Source organism: Roseburia sp. OM04-10BH (genome assembly GCF_003462605.1).
Classification (GTDB): Bacteria; Bacillota; Clostridia; order Lachnospirales; family Lachnospiraceae; genus Roseburia_C; species Roseburia_C amylophila.
Window position 1 is genome coordinate 32388 of sequence record NZ_QTZI01000002.1, and the last position, 21707, is coordinate 54094.

At 41.8% G+C, this 21707-nt stretch carries 16 protein-coding genes, 2 tRNA genes and 1 pseudogene; 2 read left to right on the forward strand and 17 right to left on the reverse strand.

The window, feature by feature from the left end:
• Positions 1 to 345 carry a YlxM family DNA-binding protein gene (gene ylxM, locus DXB43_RS02620; RefSeq protein ID WP_117946616.1) on the reverse strand — a complete coding sequence of 115 codons (345 nt, stop codon included), beginning with the start codon at positions 343 to 345 and terminating at the stop codon, positions 1 to 3.
• Positions 346 to 584: 239 nt separating this feature from the next.
• Positions 585 to 668 (reverse strand) — tRNA-Leu (locus DXB43_RS02625).
• A 183-nt stretch (positions 669 to 851) separates the two neighbouring features.
• On the opposite strand from DXB43_RS02625, the gene DXB43_RS02630 reads away from it, so the two are divergent.
• Positions 852 to 936 (forward strand) — tRNA-Leu (locus tag DXB43_RS02630).
• Positions 937 to 1098: 162 nt separating this feature from the next.
• Here DXB43_RS02630 and DXB43_RS02635 read toward each other — a convergent pair.
• From DXB43_RS02635 to DXB43_RS02660, 7 genes and pseudogenes are all read right to left on the reverse strand, one after another.
• Complete coding sequence (locus DXB43_RS02635; protein WP_022243191.1) at positions 1099 to 1875, reverse strand: NYN domain-containing protein; 777 nt, start codon at positions 1873 to 1875, stop codon at positions 1099 to 1101.
• Positions 1876 to 1897: 22 nt separating this feature from the next.
• Positions 1898 to 3319: pseudogene (gene pyk, locus DXB43_RS02640) on the reverse strand (pyruvate kinase); the annotation flags it as partial.
• A gap of 45 nt (positions 3320 to 3364) precedes the next feature.
• The gene (locus tag DXB43_RS15085; RefSeq protein ID WP_158552089.1) at positions 3365 to 3502 is read right to left on the reverse strand and encodes a hypothetical protein; all 138 of its coding nucleotides are present in this window, start codon (positions 3500 to 3502) and stop codon (positions 3365 to 3367) included.
• A 97-nt stretch (positions 3503 to 3599) separates the two neighbouring features.
• Positions 3600 to 4004, reverse strand: coding sequence for a hypothetical protein (locus tag DXB43_RS02645; protein ID WP_117698479.1), 405 nt, complete (start codon positions 4002 to 4004; stop codon positions 3600 to 3602).
• Positions 4005 to 4201: 197 nt separating this feature from the next.
• On the reverse strand, positions 4202 to 4813 hold the full coding sequence (locus DXB43_RS02650) for an HAD family hydrolase (protein WP_117946618.1): 612 nt from the start codon (positions 4811 to 4813) through the stop codon (positions 4202 to 4204).
• Positions 4814 to 4831: 18 nt separating this feature from the next.
• Entirely contained in the window at positions 4832 to 6106 is a 1275-nt protein-coding gene (locus DXB43_RS02655; protein WP_022243196.1) for an adenylosuccinate synthase, read from the reverse strand.
• A gap of 228 nt (positions 6107 to 6334) precedes the next feature.
• Entirely contained in the window at positions 6335 to 7222 is an 888-nt protein-coding gene (locus DXB43_RS02660) for a LysR family transcriptional regulator (RefSeq protein WP_022243197.1), read from the reverse strand.
• Positions 7223 to 7370: 148 nt separating this feature from the next.
• Between DXB43_RS02660 and DXB43_RS02665 the strand changes: the two genes are divergently transcribed.
• Complete coding sequence (locus tag DXB43_RS02665; protein WP_117946620.1) at positions 7371 to 8720, forward strand: MATE family efflux transporter; 1350 nt, start codon at positions 7371 to 7373, stop codon at positions 8718 to 8720.
• A gap of 105 nt (positions 8721 to 8825) precedes the next feature.
• Here DXB43_RS02665 and DXB43_RS02670 read toward each other — a convergent pair whose 3' ends face one another.
• The 8 genes from DXB43_RS02670 to gltB all read right to left on the reverse strand — a co-directional run bounded on the left by DXB43_RS02670 (position 8826) and on the right by gltB (position 21687).
• Positions 8826 to 9617: a zinc ribbon domain-containing protein gene (locus DXB43_RS02670; RefSeq protein ID WP_117946622.1), complete on the reverse strand. Its 792-nt coding sequence runs from the start codon at positions 9615 to 9617 to the stop codon at positions 8826 to 8828.
• 11 nt (positions 9618 to 9628) lie between these two features.
• Positions 9629 to 11275 (reverse strand): zinc ribbon domain-containing protein, encoded by a 1647-nt coding sequence (locus DXB43_RS02675; protein ID WP_158567184.1) that lies wholly within the window; start codon positions 11273 to 11275, stop codon positions 9629 to 9631.
• Positions 11276 to 11406: 131 nt separating this feature from the next.
• Positions 11407 to 12270, reverse strand: coding sequence for a DegV family protein (locus tag DXB43_RS02680; protein WP_117946626.1), 864 nt, complete (start codon positions 12268 to 12270; stop codon positions 11407 to 11409).
• Between the two features lie 190 nt (positions 12271 to 12460).
• Entirely contained in the window at positions 12461 to 14083 is a 1623-nt protein-coding gene (groL, locus tag DXB43_RS02685; RefSeq protein ID WP_117946628.1) for a chaperonin GroEL, read from the reverse strand.
• 69 nt (positions 14084 to 14152) lie between these two features.
• Positions 14153 to 14437, reverse strand: coding sequence for a co-chaperone GroES (gene groES / locus DXB43_RS02690; protein WP_022242508.1), 285 nt, complete (start codon positions 14435 to 14437; stop codon positions 14153 to 14155).
• Between the two features lie 232 nt (positions 14438 to 14669).
• On the reverse strand, positions 14670 to 15458 hold the full coding sequence (locus DXB43_RS02695) for a Cof-type HAD-IIB family hydrolase (protein WP_117946632.1): 789 nt from the start codon (positions 15456 to 15458) through the stop codon (positions 14670 to 14672).
• Between the two features lie 167 nt (positions 15459 to 15625).
• Complete coding sequence (locus DXB43_RS02700) at positions 15626 to 17119, reverse strand: glutamate synthase subunit beta (RefSeq protein WP_117946634.1); 1494 nt, start codon at positions 17117 to 17119, stop codon at positions 15626 to 15628.
• Between the two features lie 14 nt (positions 17120 to 17133).
• A complete protein-coding gene (gltB, locus tag DXB43_RS02705; RefSeq protein WP_117946636.1) occupies positions 17134 to 21687 on the reverse strand; it encodes a glutamate synthase large subunit in 4554 nt (1517 codons plus the stop codon).
• Positions 21688 to 21707 lie beyond the last annotated feature (20 nt).

Genomic DNA, 21707 nt, shown 5'->3' on the forward strand with positions numbered 1-21707 from the left:
TTACAGCTCCTCCAATATTTCTCCCGAAATTCTCTCTATTTCATCAATTACTGTATCCTTGCGTCCTGCCCGGAAGCTTTCCGCTAATTTGTTAATCTCTTCTACCTTCTGCTTCGTCTCTAGGAACTTCTTTACCAGATGAAGCTTCTCTTCATAGCCTTCCAGCATCTTATTGCACCGCTTAATCAGGTCATGTACACCCTGGCGGCTGATGCCCTCGCAGGAAGCTATCTCGCCTAAAGATAAATCATTGAACACGAAATCTTCGTAGATTCTTCTCTGATGTTCATTGAGCAGCTCTCCATAAAAATCATATAAATAAGCCTGTTCTACTTTTTCTTCCATGTTCTCACTCCTTGCGACCTTAGCTATCATACTATAAAGGAAGCAGGGTGTCAAGTATTTTTTCTTGACACCCTGCTTTTTCTTCTATTACACTCGCTTTTCATTTTTCCGAATATTTGTTATACGCTCCTTTTTACGATTCATCAAGAAATTTCAGAGTTGCAAAGTCTGCCACCGGCAGCTTCTTACGAATACTTTGTAACAGCAAAAAAGCCCTGATATCATCAAGGCTTTTTTCATGCAGGAGATGGGACTTGAACCCACACGATATTGCTACCACAGGCACCTGAAGCCTGCGCGTCTGCCAATTCCGCCACTCCTGCGAACAAATGATATTTTACCGTTTCAACGGTAATAAGTCAACCCCTATTTTTAATTTTTTCCCTTTTTTTGAAAAAATATATAAAATTGACAAAAATCGAAAAAAGTTAAAAATAAGCATTGACAATTGCCCCGGAATTTGTTACTATTTACAAGTCGTCATGAGACGTAAGTTCATACGGTATGCGGAAGTGTCGGAACTGGCAGACGAGCAAGACTAAGGATCTTGTAAGCATTGCGCTTGTGTGGGTTCAAGTCCCATCTTCCGCATTATTTAATGGAACGGGAAGCTTGATAAATCAAGGCTTCCTGTTTTTTTGCTTATAACCAGATTTTAGTTACAGCATGTATCTACGCTTTAAAAATATTATGCAAAAAGCTTCTTTCGCCAGCCAAATGCAGCTCTGGAAAAAGAAGCTTTTACTTTCTTTTCTACTCTTTTATTTTTGCATACACAACCTTCAACAGCTTATTGTGTGGATTCTCAATCGGGTTTAATTCAATGCTCCTAAACTTCTTTAAGAAAGTAGAAAGTTTACTGCACTGGTAATTTCGTGGGTCAAAGCCCGGAATACGTTTGCTCAGATTGATTCCAAGCTCAGAAATATTAATCCAGCCATTTTCCTCTGCATTGCTCCGGATAATGGAGATTACCTCCTTTTCAATATCCGAAAGCTTCGGAAGGTTGTCATTGTCCCCGGCATCCTTTTCCGAAGATGCATTCGTATTTCTTCTTGTGGTGGCTGTGCGCTGTTTTTCCTCTGCTTCTTCCTTATTGTAAAGTAAATCAAGATACTTGAAATTCTCGCAGGCATTTACAAAGGACTTCGGTGTCTTCTCCTCTCCCATTCCGATTACCATCATACCGGCTTCCTTTAAGCGCATGGCAAGTTTGGTAAAATCACTGTCTGACGACACCAGGCAGAAACCGCTGACTTTGCCGGAATAAAGAATATCCATGGCATCTATAATCAATGCCGAATCTGAAGCACTTTTCCCCGCAGTATAATTGCACTGCAATTCCGGTGTCAGAGCATACTCCTGCATATTTTTCATCCATGCAGATACGCTCGGATTCGAATAATCTCCATAAACCCGCTTATAAGTAGCCACCCCGTAATTGCTGACCTCATCCATAATTAGTTTCACATATTTATTGGATACATTTTCTGCATCAATCAGTACTGCTAATTTCGGTTGTTCATTCATACCATCTGCGCTCCTATTTCTTTAAGTGTCCCGTAACTACTACACGAATCAGATTGGTGGTACCGGAAATACCCAATGGAATTCCAGCTGTAATAACCGCCAGATCTCCATGCTGTACATATCCATGCTGTTCTGCGGATTCCATTGCATTATTAAACAATGCTTCTGTATCCGTCTCTTCCTGTATCATAAGTGGTGTTACGCCCCAGGAAAGATTCATCTGATAATAACTCTTTTCCGATGGGGTACAGCCGATAATTGCACATTTCGGACGATATCTTGAAATCATGCGGGCAGTCTTGCCGGATTTGGTTACCGTAACAATTGCTGCCGCATTGATGTCAATGGCAGTCATACAGGTTGCATGGGAAATGGCATCGGTTACATCCGGATTATCAATCTTCTCCAGCTGGCGGAAACGTTTCTCATAATCAATATCATTTTCTGTATATTCCGCAATCTCTGTCATGGTTTTTAATGCCTCCACCGGATATTTCCCGGCAGCAGTCTCACCAGACAGCATAATTGCACTGGTTCCATCATAAATAGCATTGGCAACATCTGTTGCTTCTGCTCTGGTCGGGCGTGGATTCTTCATCATGGAATCCAGCATCTGGGTTGCCGTAATAACAACCTTTTCTGCATGGTAAACCTTTTTTATAATTTTCTTCTGAATTGCCGGAACTTCACGAATCGGAATCTCCACTCCCATGTCTCCTCTGGCAACCATAATGCCATCTGACACTGCCAGAATCTCATCAATATTATCTACACCCTGACGGTTTTCGATTTTAGAGATAATCTTAATGTCATTGCAGCCCTGCTCTGCCATAATTTTCCGTAACTGCAGCACATCATCTGCACAGCGTACAAAAGATGCTGCAATAAAATCTACACCCTGCTCAATTCCAAATAGAATATCGGAGCGGTCTTTCGGGCTGATATAAGGCATGGACAGGTTTACATTCGGTACATTAATTCCTTTGCGGTCTGAAATCACACCACCATTTTCTACTTTACAGGTAATCTCAGTTTCTGTCACATTGGTTACCAGCATTTCAATCAGTCCATCATCAATCAGAATTCTGGTTCCGGCTTTGACATCATGTACCAGATTTTTGTAAGTAATAGAGACCCGCTCTTTATTTCCCATAATATCATTGGTAGTAAGCTTAAAGGTATCTCCCGGAAGCAGCTCTGCTCTGCCGCCCTCCAGCTGTCCAATCCGAATTTCCGGTCCACTGGTATCAAGGAGAATTCCAACCGGTCTGCCCAGTTCCTTACGCATCTTTTTTACACGATCCATGGTTACTTTATGTTCTGCCTGTGAGCCGTGGGAAAAGTTAATTCTCGCCACGTCCATTCCATTTTCCATCAACTGTTTTAATACTTCATCATCCTTTGTTGCCGGTCCTAATGTACATATAATTTTTGTCTTTCTCATATTCTGTCCTTTCCTGCTACAAGCCCTCTATCTTCTTTTATTCCTTTATACTTCTTTCGTCTTTTCCTGTTCCTCTTTAGAAGAAGTCTCATCTTCTCTGCCATGATGCTCATACCACCAGCATGCAGCAACTGCTGCCGCTACCATAACGCCCATAAGCGCTACTACAATATCCTGTGCCATATTTTATTATCCTCCTATCACAGTTATGACCTGATATTGTACGCAAAGAAACCTATGCTCCTCTGCGCACAGGTAAATTGCTTCTAACTTGTGATAGTCAGCCCTTCGCTCCATCCTGATGATGGATATAGCCTATAATGACACGCCTGCTGTCCAAAACATCCTTTGATTTCCGTAATTCAAAGTTCCAGCCGTCTTTTGCCTGATTTTCAGGCAATACTGCTTCCAGTGATAATGCGGCTCCTTCCAAATCGCTGTTTTTCTCCGACAGTCTGCGGTATCCCGCTGCAATCCTGCCGGTCTCCCGAGTTCCCAAAAGTTCTTCGGTACAGCTCTCTGATGGTCTGGATAAATGTGCTACCTGTGTGAAATTCTGGTTCGCAGTATCTTCACATGCAAAGGAAGAATCTATGTTGATATTTTCAACATACATTCCTGAAACCGTCATAATAACAGCCACTATGAGACTTATCAGCTTTTTCTTTAAACCTGTTATCCTCATTGTATTCTCCCTGCTTACTGCGTAACTGCGAAAACACGCTTTACAGGAAAGCAATTTCCTGTAAAGTAAAAAACTGGCAGGAGTAACTCCTGCCAGTTGCGTTGCTACCCGTCTGCTTACGCTCATTATAAGCATTTCGCTATTGAAATGCAAGAAACGAATAGACAATTATTCTTTTTTTACATAATCTTTACTTATTAACTACCGGATACGACACCAAGTTCCAAAAGCCTTCTTTTTGCCTGCTGCTGATTCTGAAACTGTATGCCTGTAATGCCAAGCTTTTCTGCTGCCTCTATGTTTTCCGGACGGTCGTCTATGAATACACATTCCTGTGGCACTAAATGGTATCTGTCCAGCAATAGCTTATAAATTTCCACTTCCGGCTTGATGCACTTCACCTGATAGGAAAAGATTGCTCCGGTAGTCTCCTTTTCAAAAGAAAGTTCTTCTGTTGCTTTTTCATAAGTGCTCTTTGGAAAATTAGATAATATATAGGTATGATATCCATTTTTCTCAAGGCTTCGTATCCACCGCACCGTATATGGATAAGTACGAATCGTCTCTCCTGCATGGTCATAAAAGAGTCTTATTTCTCTTTCATAATCCGGTGCTTCCTTGATGCATGCAGCAATAATCTCTTCATCCGGCTTTGCTCCCCGGTCGAATTCATTCCAGGTTACGGAACGGACGGTAGCATCCGCTACATGTTCAAAGATTTCACCTTCAAAACCGAGCTTATGAAATACTTCTTCCCAGCAAAAGTCTACCAGTACATTTCCTACGTCAAAGATTACATTTTTTATCATCACAATCTGCCTTTATTCTTAACGATAAATGATATCATTTCTTCCCGGTCCGTTAGAAACCATGGTAATCGGATATCCAATCTGTTCTTCAATGAATTCTACATATTTACGGCAGTTTTCCGGAAGGTCTTCGTATTTCTTAATTCCACGGATATCTGTCTTCCAGCCCGGAAGTTTCTTTAATACAGGTTTTGCTTTTTCAAGCTTTGTTGTTACAGGGAAGTCTGTGGTTACTTCTCCGTCGATTTCATATCCTACGCAAACCGGAATCTCATCTAAATATCCTAAAACATCTAACACGGTAAATGCTACATCGGTAGTTCCCTGCATGCGGCAGCCATATTTACTTGCCACACAGTCAAACCATCCCATACGTCTTGGACGTCCTGTGGTTGCACCGAATTCTCCGCCGTCTCCACCGCGTTTTCTTAATTCATCTGCTTCTTCGCCAAAGATTTCGCTGACGAATGCGCCTGCACCAACAGCAGAAGAATATGCTTTACATACAGTAACAATTTTCTTAATCTCATATGGTGGGATTCCTGCTCCGATTGCACCATATGCAGCCAATGTAGAAGAAGATGTTACCATTGGATAAATTCCGTGATCCGGGTCTTTTAAGGTTCCAAGCTGTCCCTCTAAGAGAATGTTCTTTCCTTCTTTGATTGCCTTATCAAGATATAAAGAAACATCACAGACATACGGAGCTACCATATCACGGTACTCATGTAATGTATTTAACAGCTCTGCCTTGTCCAGTAATGGTTTGTGGTACATATGCTCTAACATAATATTTTTCATTTCACAGATACGGTCTACCTTTTCAGTTAAAGTATCTTCATCGAAAAGTTCACTTACCTGGAAACCGATTTTTGCATATTTATCTGAATAAAATGGTGCAATACCTGACTTGGTAGAACCGAATGATTTCTTGCCAAGACGCTCCTCTTCGTACTGATCAAAAAGCACATGATACGGCATAACAATCTGTGCACGGTCAGAAACCAAAAGCTTAGGTGCCGGTACATTACGGTCTGTAATAGACTTCATCTCATTGAAAAGCTTCGGGATATCAAGTGCAACACCATTTCCGATAATACTTGTGGTATGTCCGTAGAACACTCCTGATGGAAGGGTATGTAATGCAAATTTTCCGTAATCATTTACGATAGTATGTCCTGCATTTGCACCACCCTGGAAACGGATAATAATATCTGCTTCCTTTGCAAGCATATCAGTAATCTTGCCTTTTCCTTCATCTCCCCAGTTTGCACCAACTACTGCTGTAACCATTTTTATTTCCTCCTTATAATAAGAAATATGTTCTTCTCGCTGCTCGCGTAACTATGAGAAACACGCTTTACGAGCTACTCGCGGAGCGTTTTTTACTTTACAGGAAAGCAATTTCCTGTAAAGCAAAAAAGAACCGGTGTAAAAACCAGTTCTCTGCTTCTTACTTTCTGATTATACCGAATCAGATATTATAAGTAAAGTCAATATTCCTTATACTCGATATAAGTTTTACTTATGTTGTAATAATTTCAACAATTTTTCTGCTGCCGCAGTCAACGGAACCCTGTCATCCGAAACAATACAGAACTGTCTGGCAGGAATCTTCTTATTAAATGTAATCTGAAACAGTTCCCCCTTATCAATTTCTTCCTGGGCAAAGTCCCTGACCACATTTGCTATGCCAAGGCTCCTTTTTGCAAACTGTATCAGCATATCGCTGGTGGCAAGTTCTATCTCCGGATGAATCACAACGCCTTCTCCCAGCAGAAATTCCTCTACATATTTTCTGGTAGAGGTATTTCCCTCCAGGCACATAACCGGCAGATGTTCCAATTCTTTATAGCTTAATTTACCGCCCTTTAAATATTCAAATTTTCGTCCTGCCACAAAGACATCTTCTATCTCACGCACCGGAATCACATGCATATTCTTCGTTGTCTCCATGGGCGTGCTGACTACACCAAAATCAATTCTGCCGCTCTGCAGATATTTCAGTGTCTCCGGTGTCGGTGCATTGGTAACTGTAATTCTGATTTTCGGATACTGCTCATGAAACTGTTCCAGATAAGAAAGCAGATAAAACTGCAGTGTCATATCGCTGGCTCCGATACATACTTCTCCGCTGGTCAGCTCCTGCATTTCAAGGAATTTGCGTTCGCCTTCCCGGATGGTCTCATAGCCCCGCTGCACATAGCCGTAAAGTGTCTGCCCCTCTGCAGTCAGACGCACCCCTCTGGATGTCCGCATGAAAAGGGTGGTTCCCAGTTCCCGCTCCAAATTACGGATTGCCTGGGACACTGCCGGCTGTGAAACATTCAGTTCTTCTGCTGCCAATGTAATACTGTGAAGTTTTCCTACATAATAAAAAAATTTGTAATATTCTAAATTCGTATTCATGAGCGAATTATACCATAATTAAATTGATTTTTACATTGTCATTTTTATTTTACCAATGTATACTAATCCCGTTTCCAAAGAATATAGTACTTTTTTCTCATATAGTGCAGAACATTTCTGCAAAAAATTATGAAAGGAGCTTATAATTATGACAAAAGATATGACAACCGGAAATCCACTGAAATTAATTCTTTTCTTCTCACTTCCTGTATTGTTCGGAAATCTGTTCCAGCAGTTCTACAGTATGGTAGATACCATCATTGTAGGACAGTTTTTGGGAGAAGATGCCCTGGCTGCTGTAGGTGCAACCGGTTCTATTATGTTTCTGGTACTTGGTTTTGCATCCGGACTTGCCCAGGGATTCGGTGTTATGGTATCACAGGCTTTCGGTGCAAAGGATGAAAGCCGTTTAAAGCATATTGTTGCTTTATCCTTCCTCTTAACCATAATCATTTCCGTGGTTCTTACCGCATTGACTGTTACTACTTCCCGGGAGCTTTTAATCTTTATGAACACACCGGATAATATTCTTGATATGGCAGACTCTTATATCCGGGTTATCTTCTGGGGTATCATTACCAGTATGATGTACAATGTTGTTTCCGGAATTTTAAGAGGTGTTGGTGACAGCAAGACTCCATTATACTTCCTGCTGTTTTCCTCCGCTCTTAATATTGTGCTGGATTTATTCTGTATTGTAACTTTAAAATTAAATGTTGCAGGTGCTGCATATGCCACCGTAATCTCACAGGGTATTTCCGCTGTTCTCTGTCTTATTTATATGTACCGTAAATTCACGATTCTCCGCACCAGAAAAAGTGATTACTACATCGACCGCGTGACAACCGCCCAGATGATGGGACTTGGTATCCCGATGGCTTTGAACTACTCTCTGATAGCTGTTGGTTCCATGATTCTTCAGTCTGCAGTAAATGTATTTGGTTCCAGTGCTGTTGCAGCCTTTACTGCTGCATCCAAGGTAGAACAAATTTCTACCCAGCCAATGCCAGCTCTTGGAACCACAATGTCTACTTACTGTGGTCAGAACTTAGGTGCCGGAAAATACGAACGCATCTTCGATGGCATGAAGAAGGCCTTTGGAATCGCCCTTGGAACTGTTGCAATTGCTGCATTCATCTGTACTGTATTTGGCCGTTCCATTGTTTCCCTTTTCTTAAGCGAACCGACGGAAGCCATTTACAGTTATGCCACACAGTACTTAAATACCATCAGCTGCTTTTTCTTCTTTCTTGCTCTTATTTACCTTTATCGTACTTCTTTGCAGGGACTTGGAAAAGGTATCATGCCTATGGTCAGCGGTATCTTTGAAATGATTTGCCGTGTCGGTGTCGTATGGCTCCTTTTAAATCCATATGGATACTGGTCAGTCCGTCTGGCAAGCCCGGTAGCATGGATTGGTGCCGGTGTACCACTTATGATTTCCTATCTTGTTTGGAAGAACCGGAAAAAGAAACAGCTCCGCAGTCAGGCTGTATAAAATCCTGAGTCTGCAATGCTGCAGCACGCAGAAAAGAAGCCCCATCCTCTGAATAATCAGACGATGGGGCTTCTACTTTACTTATTACTTATTTCATATTCCAGTTTATGCAACCGGATTTCCGCACTTGGTACAAAACTTATTTCCAGCTACAAGCGGAGCACCACATTTACTGCATACCGGCTGTACTGGCTGCTGTGGCTGTACTGGCTGGCTCTGGAACTGCCCCTGCTGTGGCGGCATTGGCTGTCCCTGGAACTGTCCCTGCTGCTGTGGTGGCATTGGCTGTCCCTGGAACTGTCCCTGCTGCTGTGGCGGCATTGGCTGTCCCTGGAACTGTCCCTGCTGTGGTGGTACATTTCCATACATGTTCTGCTGTGGCATTCCCTGATATCCGTTCATCATTTTCTGTCTGATTAATGGTTTCTCAGCCTGAAGTACGTTGATAATAATCAACAGATCCAACACTACAATTGCCAGAATAAATAAGATATTAAATATAAATCCGGCTGTAACTTTTGCTGTACAGTAATTATCTGTTGCTTCCTTATTTACTCCGACGCAAAGTGCAATCCAGAAAATAAAGTCAACAACTGCACAGCTTCCGGATGCGATTGCAGCAATTTTGTCTTTTAATACGCTCTTTAAGCACCAGAGAGCCAGCATAGCGATTGGAAGCAGCAGCATTATAATGCAGATTACTTTTGGATCTGTTACACTTTCGCCTTCTATCTTAATACCTGTCATAGCTTTAAAAGCACTAATTTTAATATTTCCATATCCAGCACAGGATACCATAAATGATGGCACAAAGAAAAATACCATTAATAAAATAGATAACAAACGAATGATATTTTTCACATGAATGTGCTTTGTAAAATCATTTCCAGAATTCATTTTCTTCTCCTTTAGTTTCCAAACTGAGTTAAATTGTCAGTTACTTCGTAAGTATAATCAACTTTCTGTGTTACAACCAGATCATTAAACATCTGTGCCCCATCTGTATAACCCTCAACATTATACCATCCATCATCATACTCTAATTCAGTATATCCTTCGATATCACCGTATGTATTGAAACTCTGGCTTCCATCAGATAATGCCATAATATTTGTATATTTTACCGGGAAGTATACAACAGTTGGCTCAAATGCACTTTCTGCACTGGTTACAGTTGTTGAAAATACCAGATAAAGGACGTTCGTATCACCCCATGTATCACTGTTTTTTGCAACCAGATAATAAGAACCTTCATAACTGAATCCAGAATTTCCAATATAGGAATTGTTATTTGCAAAATATGCATCTAACGCATCTGTTGCTTCATTTTTCATGGAATCCAGATTGTCTGCTGAAATATCTGCAGCAGATGTTACATAAGAATCTACTCCGGATACAATATATTCTTTTGATGTCTGTGTGAATTTGTAACCATTTGCCAATGCATTCTCTTCTGATTCATCAACTGTTAAAGTTACAGTATCTCCGACATCAAGACTGTCATAATCTTCAAAGTTGAACCACAGATAACGTAAGTAATCATCATCTGAATTATTGGTCCAGTCTGGATATACATAAGGTGGTGTTCCTGAGAAGGTTACCTCGATATCTTCAAACGGATCAACTTCTTTTACTTCTTCCAGTCCTTCTACTGTAAATTCCTGTTCTTTGGAAAGAATTTTAACTCCTGCTTTTTTCTCATAATCTTCATTCCATGAAGCAGTAACGGTTACCACATCACCATTTGACAGGTCTGAATCCGGTTTCACATCAAAAGTAATACTGTCAATCAAATCCCAGTTACTACTTCCCATCAAATCTGTGAGGTCACTCCAGTCAAGGTCATCAAGAGATTTTACATTTTTAAGTTTCTTTCCCTGTGCCTTGATAACAGCTTCACTGAATCCGGTCTCGTCAAAATCAACATATGCTGTTCCTGCTGTTTCATAGCCGTTATACTCTACAGAAATATAATCGTTGATATTTACTTTCTTTTTCTGATTCTTCACTACCACAAGTGCAACAATTGCAACTACTACAACTGCAATGACTGCAATAAGCAATGCCCATAACTGTTTCGTCATCTTAAATGGTTTCTTAGGCGGGCGTGCCTGCTGTGGCTGTCCCTGGAACTGTCCCTGCTGCGGCTGTCCCTGGAACTGTCCCTGCTGTGGTCTTCCCTGGAACTGTCCCTGCTGTGGTCTTCCCTGAAACTGTCCCTGCTGCGGCTGTCCCTGGAACTGTCCCTGCTGTGGTCTTCCCTGAAACTGTCCCTGCTGCGGCTGACTCTGGAACTGTCCCTGCTGCGGCTGACTCTGGAACTGTCCCTGCTGCGGCTGACTCTGGAACTGTCCCTGCTGTGGCTGCTCCTGTGCCGGTGTTTTCTGTTCTGCCGGCTGTTCCTGTACCGGTGTTTCCTGCTCTGCCGGCTGTTCCTGTACCGGTGTTTCCTGCTCTGCCGGCTGTTCCATCTCCCCTTTTAATTTCTGGCCACAATTCGGGCAAAAATCTGCATCATCACCCACTTGTGTGCCACAATTTCCACAAAATGCCATTTTCATTTTCCTCCTTGGTTTTACCATGATATGTTACTTGCTTTTATGCATTAACAAGTTAAACTATTTCAATTCTACACAATATTTTGTGGTTGGTCAATCAATTTTACCGAGAATTTACACTTTAAATCTTATAATTTTCTTGCACAGGCAAGTGCTAATGCTCCCGGTCCGATATGGCAGGATACATTTAAAGAAAGCGGATCCATCATAATGTCTGTAATCCCAAATTCTGCTTCCACTTCTTTGCGGAATTCCATCGCTGCACTTATATCTCCAGTGTATGCAATACAAAGCTGCATCTCATCCTGACACTCCTTAAAGCGGGATGCATAGTCATCTTTTACTGCTTTTATCATAATGCTTTTTGCCTGCTTTACCGTTCTGGCTTTTGCAAAAGCATCCAGCTTTTCACCCTGAATCTGTAATACCGGTTTTAATTTCAACAATGTTCCCAGTGCTGCTGCTGCCGGTGTAATTCTTCCACCTTTTTTCAGATAGTAAAGGGTATCTACCATGATATAAATGCTGGACTGGAATTTTGCATCCTCTAAAATATCTTTAATCTCTTTTCCGCTCTTGCCACTCTCTGACAGCCTGATTGCATCAAATACGGACTGTTTCTGTGTTACAGAAATTCTCTGATTGTTTACTACAAAAACCTTGCCCTCATACTCTTCATCTGAAGATAATGCTGTTGCTGTCTCACAGGAACTGCTCAATCCACTGGATAAAGGAATGTATACTATTTCATCATATTCTTTTAAAAGCTCATCCCAACGGTCTGTAAGGTCTCCTACTGCCGGCATGGATGTTGAAATCTCAGCTCCATCTGTTAGATGCTCATAAAATGTATCCTGTGTCAGATTGATATCCTCAAACAGTGTTTCACCATTTATAAAAAAAGGCATTGGTAATACGCTAATCCCTAACTGCTGCGCTTCTGCCTGACGAATTCCACTGGAACTGTCTGTAAGAATAACTACCTTTCCCATTTTTCTTCCTCCTTGCTATTCAGACTTCATGTTACACAATGAAATAATTGTAACATATTTTGCAAATCAAAACAACTGCCCCCCAAAAACTAACATCAGGAAAAAAACTGCATAGCAAAACTCCTGACTGCATTATCCGCAGCCAGGAGCTCTCTATCCTTACTTTTCAGTAATATATTTTATTTTCTTATTACATCATTCCCATACCTGGGTTTCCTGCCGGCATTGCAGGAGCATCTTCTTTGATATTTGCTACAACAGATTCCGTTGTAAGTAATGTAGATGCTACAGATGTTGCATTCTGCAAAGCACTTCTTGTAACCTTAACCGGGTCAAGGATACCAGCTTCTACCATATCTACATATTCTTCTGTTGCTGCATTAAATCCGATACCAGGAGCGGACTCTTTTACTTTATTAATAATAACTGCACCTTCAAGACCTGCATTTGCGGAAATGTAATACAATGGAGACTCCAATGCTTTTAAGATAACCTTTGCACCGGTCTTCTCATCACCTTCCAATGTCTCAGCAAGCTTTGCAACCTCTTTGGATGCATGGATGTATGCAGAACCGCCACCTGCGATGATTCCTTCTTCGACTGCTGCTCTTGTTGCATTCAAAGCATCTTCCATACGAAGTTTTGCTTCTTTCATTTCTGTCTCTGTTGCAGCACCAACACGGATAACTGCTACGCCGCCTGCCAGTTTTGCAAGTCTTTCCTGTAATTTTTCTTTATCAAATTCAGATGTTGTCTCTTCAAGCTGTGCACGAATCTGGCCGATTCTTGCCTGGATTTCTTCTTTATTTCCTTCACCATCAACGATAACGGTGTTCTCTTTCTTAACCTTAACAGATTTTGCACGGCCAAGCTGTGCCATAGTAGCATCTTTTAATTCCAGACCAACTTCTTCTGAAATTACCTGACCACCGGTAAGGATAGCGATATCTTTTAACATTTCTTTTCTTCTGTCGCCATATCCTGGAGCTTTTACTGCTACAACGTTAAATGTTCCACGCAGTTTATTTACAATCAATGTAGTTAAAGCTTCACCCTCGATATCTTCAGCAATGATAAGAAGTCTGGAACCGGACTGAACAATCTGTTCTAACAGTGGAAGGATTTCCTGAATGTTGCTGATTTTCTTATCGGTAATTAAGATGTACGGCTCATCTAAAACTGCTTCCATCTTATCCATATCTGTGCACATATATGCGGAAATGTATCCACGGTCAAACTGCATACCTTCTACCAGGTCAAGCTCTGTCTGCATGGTCTTGCTCTCTTCAATGGTAATAACACCATCATTGGAAACTTTTTCCATTGCATCTGCTACCATGTTGCCAACGCTTTCATCACCTGCGGAAATAGATGCAACTTTTGCAATCTGGTCTTTTCCGGTTACTTTAGAAGACATTGCTGCGATTGTTTCAACTGCTTTTTCAGTTGCTTTCTTCATACCACGTCTTAAAACGATCGGGTTTGCACCAGCCTCTAAGTTCTTCATTCCTTCCTGAATCATTGCCTGTGCAAGAACGGTTGCTGTTGTAGTACCATCACCAGCAACGTCATTGGTCTTGGTTGCTACTTCTTTTACAAGCTGTGCGCCCATATTTTCGAATGCATCTTCCAATTCGATTTCTTTTGCAATGGTAACACCATCATTTGTGATTAATGGAGCGCCATATGATTTATCCAGTACAACGTTTCTTCCTTTTGGTCCGATTGTTACTCTGACTGTATTTGCCAGTTTATCAACTCCAGCCTCTAATGCTGTTCTGGCTTCTGTTCCATATTTGATTTCCTTTGCCATAATCTTTCTTACCTCTTTCTTCTATTTTCCTATTTTATTATTTGTTTTATTTACCAATTATCAATTCGATTATTCTACTACTGCAAGAATATCATTCTGCTTTACGATGATATATTCTTCGCCATCCAGTTTTACTTCTGTTCCGGCATATTTAGAATAAATAACCTTCTGTCCTTCTTTTACCTGCATGGTAACTTCTTTGCCATCTACCACTCCGCCAGGACCAACTGCGATTACTTCTGCTTCCTGTGGTTTCTCCTGTGCAGCACTTGCTAAGATAATTCCGGATTTGGTTTTTTCCTCTGCTTTTAACTGTTTTAATACAACTCTGTCTGATAATGGTACTAATTTCATGATTCATTGCCTCCTTGATTCGGTCTCTTTGTTTTCTTTCTTTTTTATTAGCACTCATTCAAGCCGAGTGCTAACTGATAGTCATATAATAGTTTCTGCGTCTCTTTTTCGCAAGCCTGACCATTTTTTATTTTTCTCTTGTTTCCTTATATTTACTCTTAATATCTCGTTTTTTCTCTCGTTTTCTCACTTTCTGTAATTTGTAACGATTTAATACTTTTTTTAGATTTGTTTATGAAATCAGTCCAAAATGCTCCAATCCCTTATAAATGCCGTCTTCGTGCAATGGTGCTGTGATATAATCCGCTGCTTCTTTTGCTGCTTTGGTACCATTTCCCATGGCAATTCCATGCTGCACATGCTTTAACATTTCCACATCATTGATACTGTCTCCAAATGCATAGGTATCTTCTTTCTCAATACCAAGAAGCTCACAGGTTTTTTCGATGCCGGACGCTTTGGAAAATCCTTTTGGAACAAACTCTGCGCATGCCGCATCATGCACCAGCGGTGTGAAATTCTCTTCCAGATGGGAAAGTACCTTAAGATAAGCATCATCCGGTGTGGAGCAGGAAAACTTACTGATTTCCATAATTGCTTCATTTCCCATTACCGGCAGCAAATCCTCTCCCAATGTCTCTTTTAGTCTCAAGCCATAAGGGTCTTCTTCAAATTCTTCCAGATCCATATACAAATTCTGGCTTCCCTCATATACCGTAGGAATTCCATACTCTTTTAATATATGTATGGTATCCTCTATCAATTCCTGTTCTAATTTTTTATAAAAAAGTGTTTTTCCATCCATCTCTATCCAGGTACCGCAGCCTGCCACAATTCCGTCGAATCCCAGTGCCAGCAATCTTTCATCCTGAATAAATGCTCTGGTTCTTCCGCTGCAGAGAAATGCCAGATGTCCATTTTCCCGCAGCATCCGGATTGCTTCCTTTGTGCTCTCCGGTATCACAAAATGCTCGTCCCACAATGTTCCATCAATATCAAAAAATACTGCTTTCCTGCTCATTCTCTTTATGTCCTTTCGCTGTTTTCTTCTCGCTCTTTTTGTCACAAGGGTTATTTTATGCCCCAAAAGCAGAATGTGTCAACCACGAAAAAGCCGCCTGCCACAGCTCACCTTCCGGCGTCACCATAGTCAGACGACTTTCTTCTATCATTATATTGTAATTTTCATTACTGTATGGAAAGATAAGAATATCCCATCAGACTTTCGTCTACTTCACGGGCTGCTTCTCTTCCTTCACGGATTGCCCATACAACCAAGGACTGTCCACGATGCATATCTCCTGCTGTAAAGACATTTTCCACGTTGGTCTTGTAATGACCGGCTTCTGTTGCCACATTGGTTCTGGCATTTAAGTCTACGCCGAACGCTTTGGCAATGTAATCTTCTGTTCCAAGGAAGCCTGCTGCAATCAGAACCAGATCACAATCTAACTTGCTTTCAGAGCCTGGTACTTCCACCATCTGCATCCGTCCGGTCTTTTCATCCTTTTTGCCCTCTAATTTTACGGTTTTTAATCCGCAGAGCTTACCATTCTTGTCTTTTAAGAACTCTTTTACGGTTGTCTGGTAAATACGAGGGTCGGAACCGAACATGGCAATTGCTTCTTCCTGACCGTAGTCTGTCTTGCAGACTCTTGGCCACTCCGGCCATGGGTTGTTCTCTGCACGCTCATCCGGTGCTTTTGGCATCATTTCAAGCTGGATGACACTGGCTGCGCCGTGACGGATAGAAGTTCCGACACAGTCATTTCCGGTATCTCCACCACCGATGATAACTACTTTCTTTCCCTTGGCAGAAATATATTTGTTATCTTTAAGCTCGGAATCTAAAAGGCTCTTGGTAGTTGCCTTTAAGAAATCTACTGCAAAGTAAATGCCTTCTGCATCTCTGCCCGGAGCTTTGATGTCTCTTGGATTCTTTGCTCCACAGGCTAAGATGACACGGTCATATTCTTTTAAGAGTTTTGCCGGCTTGATGTCTTTTCCAACATTGGTATTGGTAATAAACTCGACACCCTCTTCTTTCATTATATTAATCTTACGGTCAATAACCCATTTTTCCAGCTTCATATTCGGGATTCCATACATCAAAAGTCCACCGACACGGTCATCTCTTTCAAATACGGTAACGGAATGTCCTCTTTTATTCAACTGGTCTGCTGCTGCAAGTCCGGCAGGACCGGAACCGATGATTGCAACCTTCTTTCCGGTACGGACTCTTGGAGGTTTTGCTGCAGCATATCCTTTTTCATAGGCATTTTCAATGATTCCATGCTCATTTGCCTTACAGGTTACCGGGTCTTCCCAGTGTCCACAGGTACAGGCTGCTTCACAAAGTGCCGGACATACTCTTGAGGTAAATTCCGGGAAGTTGTTGGTCTTGGTCAGACGGTTATATGCCTGCTCCCAGTTGTTGGTATACAAAAGGTCATTCCACTCCGGTACCAGATTATGCAGCGGACATCCGCTGGTCATTCCCATGATATTCATACCAGCCTGGCAGAACGGCACGCCGCAGTTCATACAACGTGCTGCCTGTACTCTTTGTTTCTCTTTTGAGAGAGGGGTATGGAACTCGTTAAAGTTCTTGATACGCTCCTTTGGTGCAACCGCTGCTGCATTCTCTCTGTCATATTCCATAAATCCTGTTGGTTTTCCCATTTTGCGTCCCCTCCTTAATTTCTTGTATTCGCATAAAATGCTTCAATCTGTGCCTGTTCGGAAGACAATCCTTTTTCTTCCATCTGAACAATTGCCATTAACATACGGTTATAATCGTATGGAATTACTTTCTTGAACTTCGGCAGATACTCACTGAAGTTATCTAAGATTTCTTTTCCCTTTTCAGAATTGGTCAAAGCTACGTGTTCTTTAATCATATCTTTTAATTCCATAACATCATATTTGTTTCCAACTTCTTCTGAGAATACCATTTCTTTATTCAGTCTGGTATAAAGGTCGTTGTCCTCATCTAATACATAAGCGATACCGCCGCTCATTCCGGCTGCAAAGTTTTTGCCAGTCTTACCAAGGATAACAACACGTCCACCGGTCATGTATTCACAGCCATGGTCACCGACACCTTCTACTACTGCAGATGCTCCGGAATTTCGTACGCAGAAACGTTCTCCTGCCACACCACTGATAAATGCTTTACCACTGGTTGCACCGTAAAGTGCTACGTTACCGATGATGATATTTTCATCTTTCTTATATTTCACACCTGCCGGAGCATATACAACCAGTTTTCCACCGGAAAGTCCTTTTCCGAAGTAATCGTTGGAATCTCCTACCAGCTCTAAGGTAAGTCCCTTTGGAATGAATGCGCCAAAGCTCTGTCCGCCGGCACCGGTACATTTTACGATAAAGGTATCTTCCTCTAAAGTATCGTCATATTTCTTTGTAATCTCGGAACCAAAGATGGTACCAAAGGAACGGTCTGTATTGCTTACTTCTACATCAATGCTTCTCTTCTGTTTCTTATCCAGTGCAGAAGAAAGCTGTTTTAACAGTACAGTTTCGTCCTTGGTCTTCTCCAGTTCGAAATCGTATACATGTTTTGGATCAAATGTAACTTTCTCCTTTGGTCCTGCAAACGGGTTATTCAAAATCTTGGAAAGGTCGATTTCTTTTTCCCGGTCTGTCAAATCCTCTCTTACCCGGAGAAGGTCACTTCTTCCTACCATTTCATCAATGGTACGGCAGCCTAACTTCGCCATGATTTCTCTTAATTCTTCTGCAATAAACCGCATGAAGTTTTCTACATATTCCGGTTTTCCCGCGAAACGTTTCCGAAGCTCCGGATTCTGTGTTGCGATTCCGGCAGGGCAGGTATCCAGATTACATACACGCATCATCACGCATCCCATGGTTACCAGCGGTGCAGTTGCAAATCCGTACTCTTCTGCTCCAAGCAATGCAGCAATTGCTACATCACGGCCGCTCATCAGCTTACCATCTGTCTCGATTCTTACCTTATTACGAAGTCCGTTCATAATCAGAGTCTGGTGTGTCTCTGCAAGTCCAAGTTCCCAAGGAAGTCCTGCATTATGGATAGAACTGCTTGGTGCTGCACCGGTACCACCGTCATATCCGGAAATCAATACTACCTGCGCTCCTGCTTTGGCAACACCGGCTGCGACTGTACCCACACCTGCTTCTGATACCAGTTTTACGGAAATTCTTGCATCACGGTTGGCATTCTTCAAATCATAAATCAACTGCTCCAAATCCTCGATGGAGTAGATATCATGATGAGGTGGCGGCGAAATCAAGGATACACCCGGTGTGGAAAGTCTTGTCTTTGCAATCCAAGGATATACTTTCTTGCCCGGAAGGTGTCCACCTTCACCAGGTTTTGCACCCTGTGCCATCTTAATCTGAATCTCTTCTGCACTGACTAAGTAACGGCTGGTTACACCAAACCGGCCGGACGCTACCTGCTTGATTGCAGAACATCTGTCTAAGCTTGTATGTTTACTTGCGATACGGTCCGGATCTTCTCCACCCTCACCGGTATTGGATTTACCATGTAAATGGTTCATGGCAATTGCCAGTGTTTCATGGGCTTCCTTGGAAATAGAACCATAGGACATCGCACCTGTTTTAAATCTTGTTACAATAGAATCTACGCTTTCTACTTCTTCAATCGGAACACCTTTTTTCGGGAAATTGAAATCCATCAGTCCACGAATATTGGCATCACGTTCTTCACTGTTCACAAGGTCTGTGTACTGTTTGAACAGGTTGTAATCTCCACGTTTGGTTGATTCCTGTAAAAGGTGGATGGTTGCCGGATTATAAAGGTGAACATCTGCGCCACTTCTCATCTTGTGACGTCCCTTGCTGTCTAAAGTAAGGTCTGTCTCTAATCCCAATGGATCATAGGCTGCAGAATGCAGAGTATCTACATCTTTTGCAATGTCTTCCAGTGTAATTCCACCGATACGGCTTACGGTATTTGTGAAATATTTATCAATTACTGCGGAGTCAATACCAATTGCCTCAAAAATCTTAGAACCCTGATAAGACTGAATGGTTGAAATACCCATTTTGGAAGCAATTTTTACGATACCACTGATAATTGCCTGATTGTAATCATGGATTGCTGCATAGTAATCCTTGTCTAACATATGCTCGTCTACTAACTGCTTTACGGTATCCTGTGCCAGATATGGGTTGATTGCACAGGCACCATAACCAAGCAATGTTGCAAAATGATGTACTTCTCTTGGTTCACCGGATTCCAGAATCATGGCAACTGCAGTTCTCTTCTTGGTCTTTACCAGATGCTGCTGCAAACCGGATACTGCCAGAAGGGATGGGATTGCCACATGGTTCTCATCAATGCCACGGTCGGAAAGAATCAGGATATTTGCACCGTCACGGTATGCACGGTCTGCTTCTACAAACAGATGATCCAATGCTTTTTCCAGGCTTGTATTCTTATAATATGTAGTAGGAAGAACCACAACCTTGAATCCTTCTACTTTCATATTTTTAATTTTCATCAAATCTGTGTTGGTAAGAATCGGGTTATCTACCTTTAATACCTGACAGTTAATCGCCTTTTCTTCCAGCAGGTTACCATCTTCTCCGATATATACGGTAGTGGATGTAACCACTTTCTCACGAATGGAATCAATTGGCGGGTTTGTTACCTGTGCAAATAACTGTTTGAAATAATTAAACAGTGGCTGATGGTCTCCTGCCAGTGCTGCCAGCGGAGTATCAATACCCATTGCAGAAGTTCCTTCTCCTCCGTTTAATGCCATCGGAAGGATTGCTTCACGCAGTGATTCGTAAGTATAACCGAATGCTTTCTGCATTCTCTGACGCTCTTCTTTGGTATATTCCGGAACACGCTGATTTGGAATCTTTAAATCCTCCAGTTTAATCAGGTTACGGTCAAGCCATTCACCATAAGGCTGTTTGCTTGCGTAATACTCTTTTAATTCATCATCATTGATGACTCTTCCCTGGATGGTATCTACTAAGAGCATTTTACCCGGGCGAAGTCTTTCTTTTACAACAATCTTGGTCGGATCAATATCAAGTACTCCGACCTCGGAAGAAAGAATCAGCTGGTCATCATCGGTAATATAATATCTGGAAGGTCTTAATCCATTACGGTCAAGAACAGCTCCCATGACATCTCCATCTGAGAAAAGAATGGAGGCTGGTCCATCCCACGGCTCCATCATGGTTGCATAGTACTGATAGAAGTCTTTCTTCTTCTGGGACATGGTATTGTTATTTGCCCATGGCTCCGGAATCATAATCATAACTGCCAGTGGTAAATCCATTCCACTCATTACTAAGAACTCTAAGGTATTATCTAACATTGCTGAGTCAGAACCTTCGGAATTAATAACCGGAAGAACTTTCTGCAGTTCCCCTTTCAGTTCTTCGGACTCCATGGTCTCTTCACGGGCAAGCATCTTATCTGCATTACCTTTGATGGTATTAATCTCTCCGTTATGTACGATGAAACGGTTCGGATGTGCTCTCTCCCAACTTGGATTGGTGTTGGTTGAGAATCTGGAGTGTACGGTTGCAATTGCAGATTCATAATCTTTATCCTGAAGGTCTGCAAAGAACTGACGCAGCTGGTCTACTAAAAACATTCCCTTATATACGATGGTTCGGCTGGAAAGGGATACTACATAAGTGTCATCATTGGACTGCTCGAATACCCGTCTTGCCACATACAGCCGGCGGTCAAAATCAAGTCCCCTGGCTACTTCAGCTGGACGTTTTACAAATCCCTGCATGATATATGGCATACAGTCTACTGCTTTCTGTCCCAGTTTATCCGGGTCAGTCGGAACTTTTCTCCATCCTAAGAATTTCATTCCTTCCTTTTCCACGATAACCTCAAACATTTTCTTTGCCTGATTCCGTTTCAGCTCATCCTGTGGGAAGAAAAACATTCCGACACCGTAATCTCTTTCTCCACCAAGTTCAATATCTGATTCCTTTGCTACTTTAGAGAAAAATTTGTGTGATACCTGAAGCAGAATACCAACACCGTCACCGGTTTTTCCTTCTGCATCTTTACCAGCTCTGTGCTTTAAGTTCTCTACGATTTTTAAAGCATTCTCTACTGTAGCATGGGATTTGATACCTTTGATGTTTACCACAGCTCCGATACCGCAGTTATCATGTTCAAAATTCGGATTATACATACCCTGTGCTACTGCTGTACTTTCATTCCACTGTTCTGTCATAATCGTTCCCTTTCTGCTTT

What these genes read in the sequence shown, in the direction of transcription:
- ylxM (WP_117946616.1), bottom strand. Translation starts at nt 345, where the DNA reads ATGGAAGAAAAAGTAGAACAGGCTTATTTATATGATTTTTATGGAGAG.
- DXB43_RS02660 (WP_022243197.1), bottom strand. Translation starts at nt 7,222, where the DNA reads ATGAATACGAATTTAGAATATTACAAATTTTTTTATTATGTAGGAAAA.
- gltB (WP_117946636.1), bottom strand. Translation starts at nt 21,687, where the DNA reads ATGACAGAACAGTGGAATGAAAGTACAGCAGTAGCACAGGGTATGTAT.
- DXB43_RS02655 (WP_022243196.1), bottom strand. Translation starts at nt 6,106, where the DNA reads ATGGTTACAGCAGTAGTTGGTGCAAACTGGGGAGATGAAGGAAAAGGC.
- DXB43_RS15085 (WP_158552089.1), bottom strand. Translation starts at nt 3,502, where the DNA reads ATGGCACAGGATATTGTAGTAGCGCTTATGGGCGTTATGGTAGCGGCA.
- DXB43_RS02645 (WP_117698479.1), bottom strand. Translation starts at nt 4,004, where the DNA reads ATGAGGATAACAGGTTTAAAGAAAAAGCTGATAAGTCTCATAGTGGCT.
- DXB43_RS02675 (WP_158567184.1), bottom strand. Translation starts at nt 11,275, where the DNA reads ATGGCATTTTGTGGAAATTGTGGCACACAAGTGGGTGATGATGCAGAT.
- DXB43_RS02670 (WP_117946622.1), bottom strand. Translation starts at nt 9,617, where the DNA reads ATGAATTCTGGAAATGATTTTACAAAGCACATTCATGTGAAAAATATC.
- DXB43_RS02665 (WP_117946620.1), top strand. Translation starts at nt 7,371, where the DNA reads ATGACAAAAGATATGACAACCGGAAATCCACTGAAATTAATTCTTTTC.
- groL (WP_117946628.1), bottom strand. Translation starts at nt 14,083, where the DNA reads ATGGCAAAGGAAATCAAATATGGAACAGAAGCCAGAACAGCATTAGAG.
- groES (WP_022242508.1), bottom strand. Translation starts at nt 14,437, where the DNA reads ATGAAATTAGTACCATTATCAGACAGAGTTGTATTAAAACAGTTAAAA.
- DXB43_RS02680 (WP_117946626.1), bottom strand. Translation starts at nt 12,270, where the DNA reads ATGGGAAAGGTAGTTATTCTTACAGACAGTTCCAGTGGAATTCGTCAG.
- DXB43_RS02650 (WP_117946618.1), bottom strand. Translation starts at nt 4,813, where the DNA reads ATGATAAAAAATGTAATCTTTGACGTAGGAAATGTACTGGTAGACTTT.
- DXB43_RS02635 (WP_022243191.1), bottom strand. Translation starts at nt 1,875, where the DNA reads ATGAATGAACAACCGAAATTAGCAGTACTGATTGATGCAGAAAATGTA.
- DXB43_RS02695 (WP_117946632.1), bottom strand. Translation starts at nt 15,458, where the DNA reads ATGAGCAGGAAAGCAGTATTTTTTGATATTGATGGAACATTGTGGGAC.
- DXB43_RS02700 (WP_117946634.1), bottom strand. Translation starts at nt 17,119, where the DNA reads ATGGGAAAACCAACAGGATTTATGGAATATGACAGAGAGAATGCAGCA.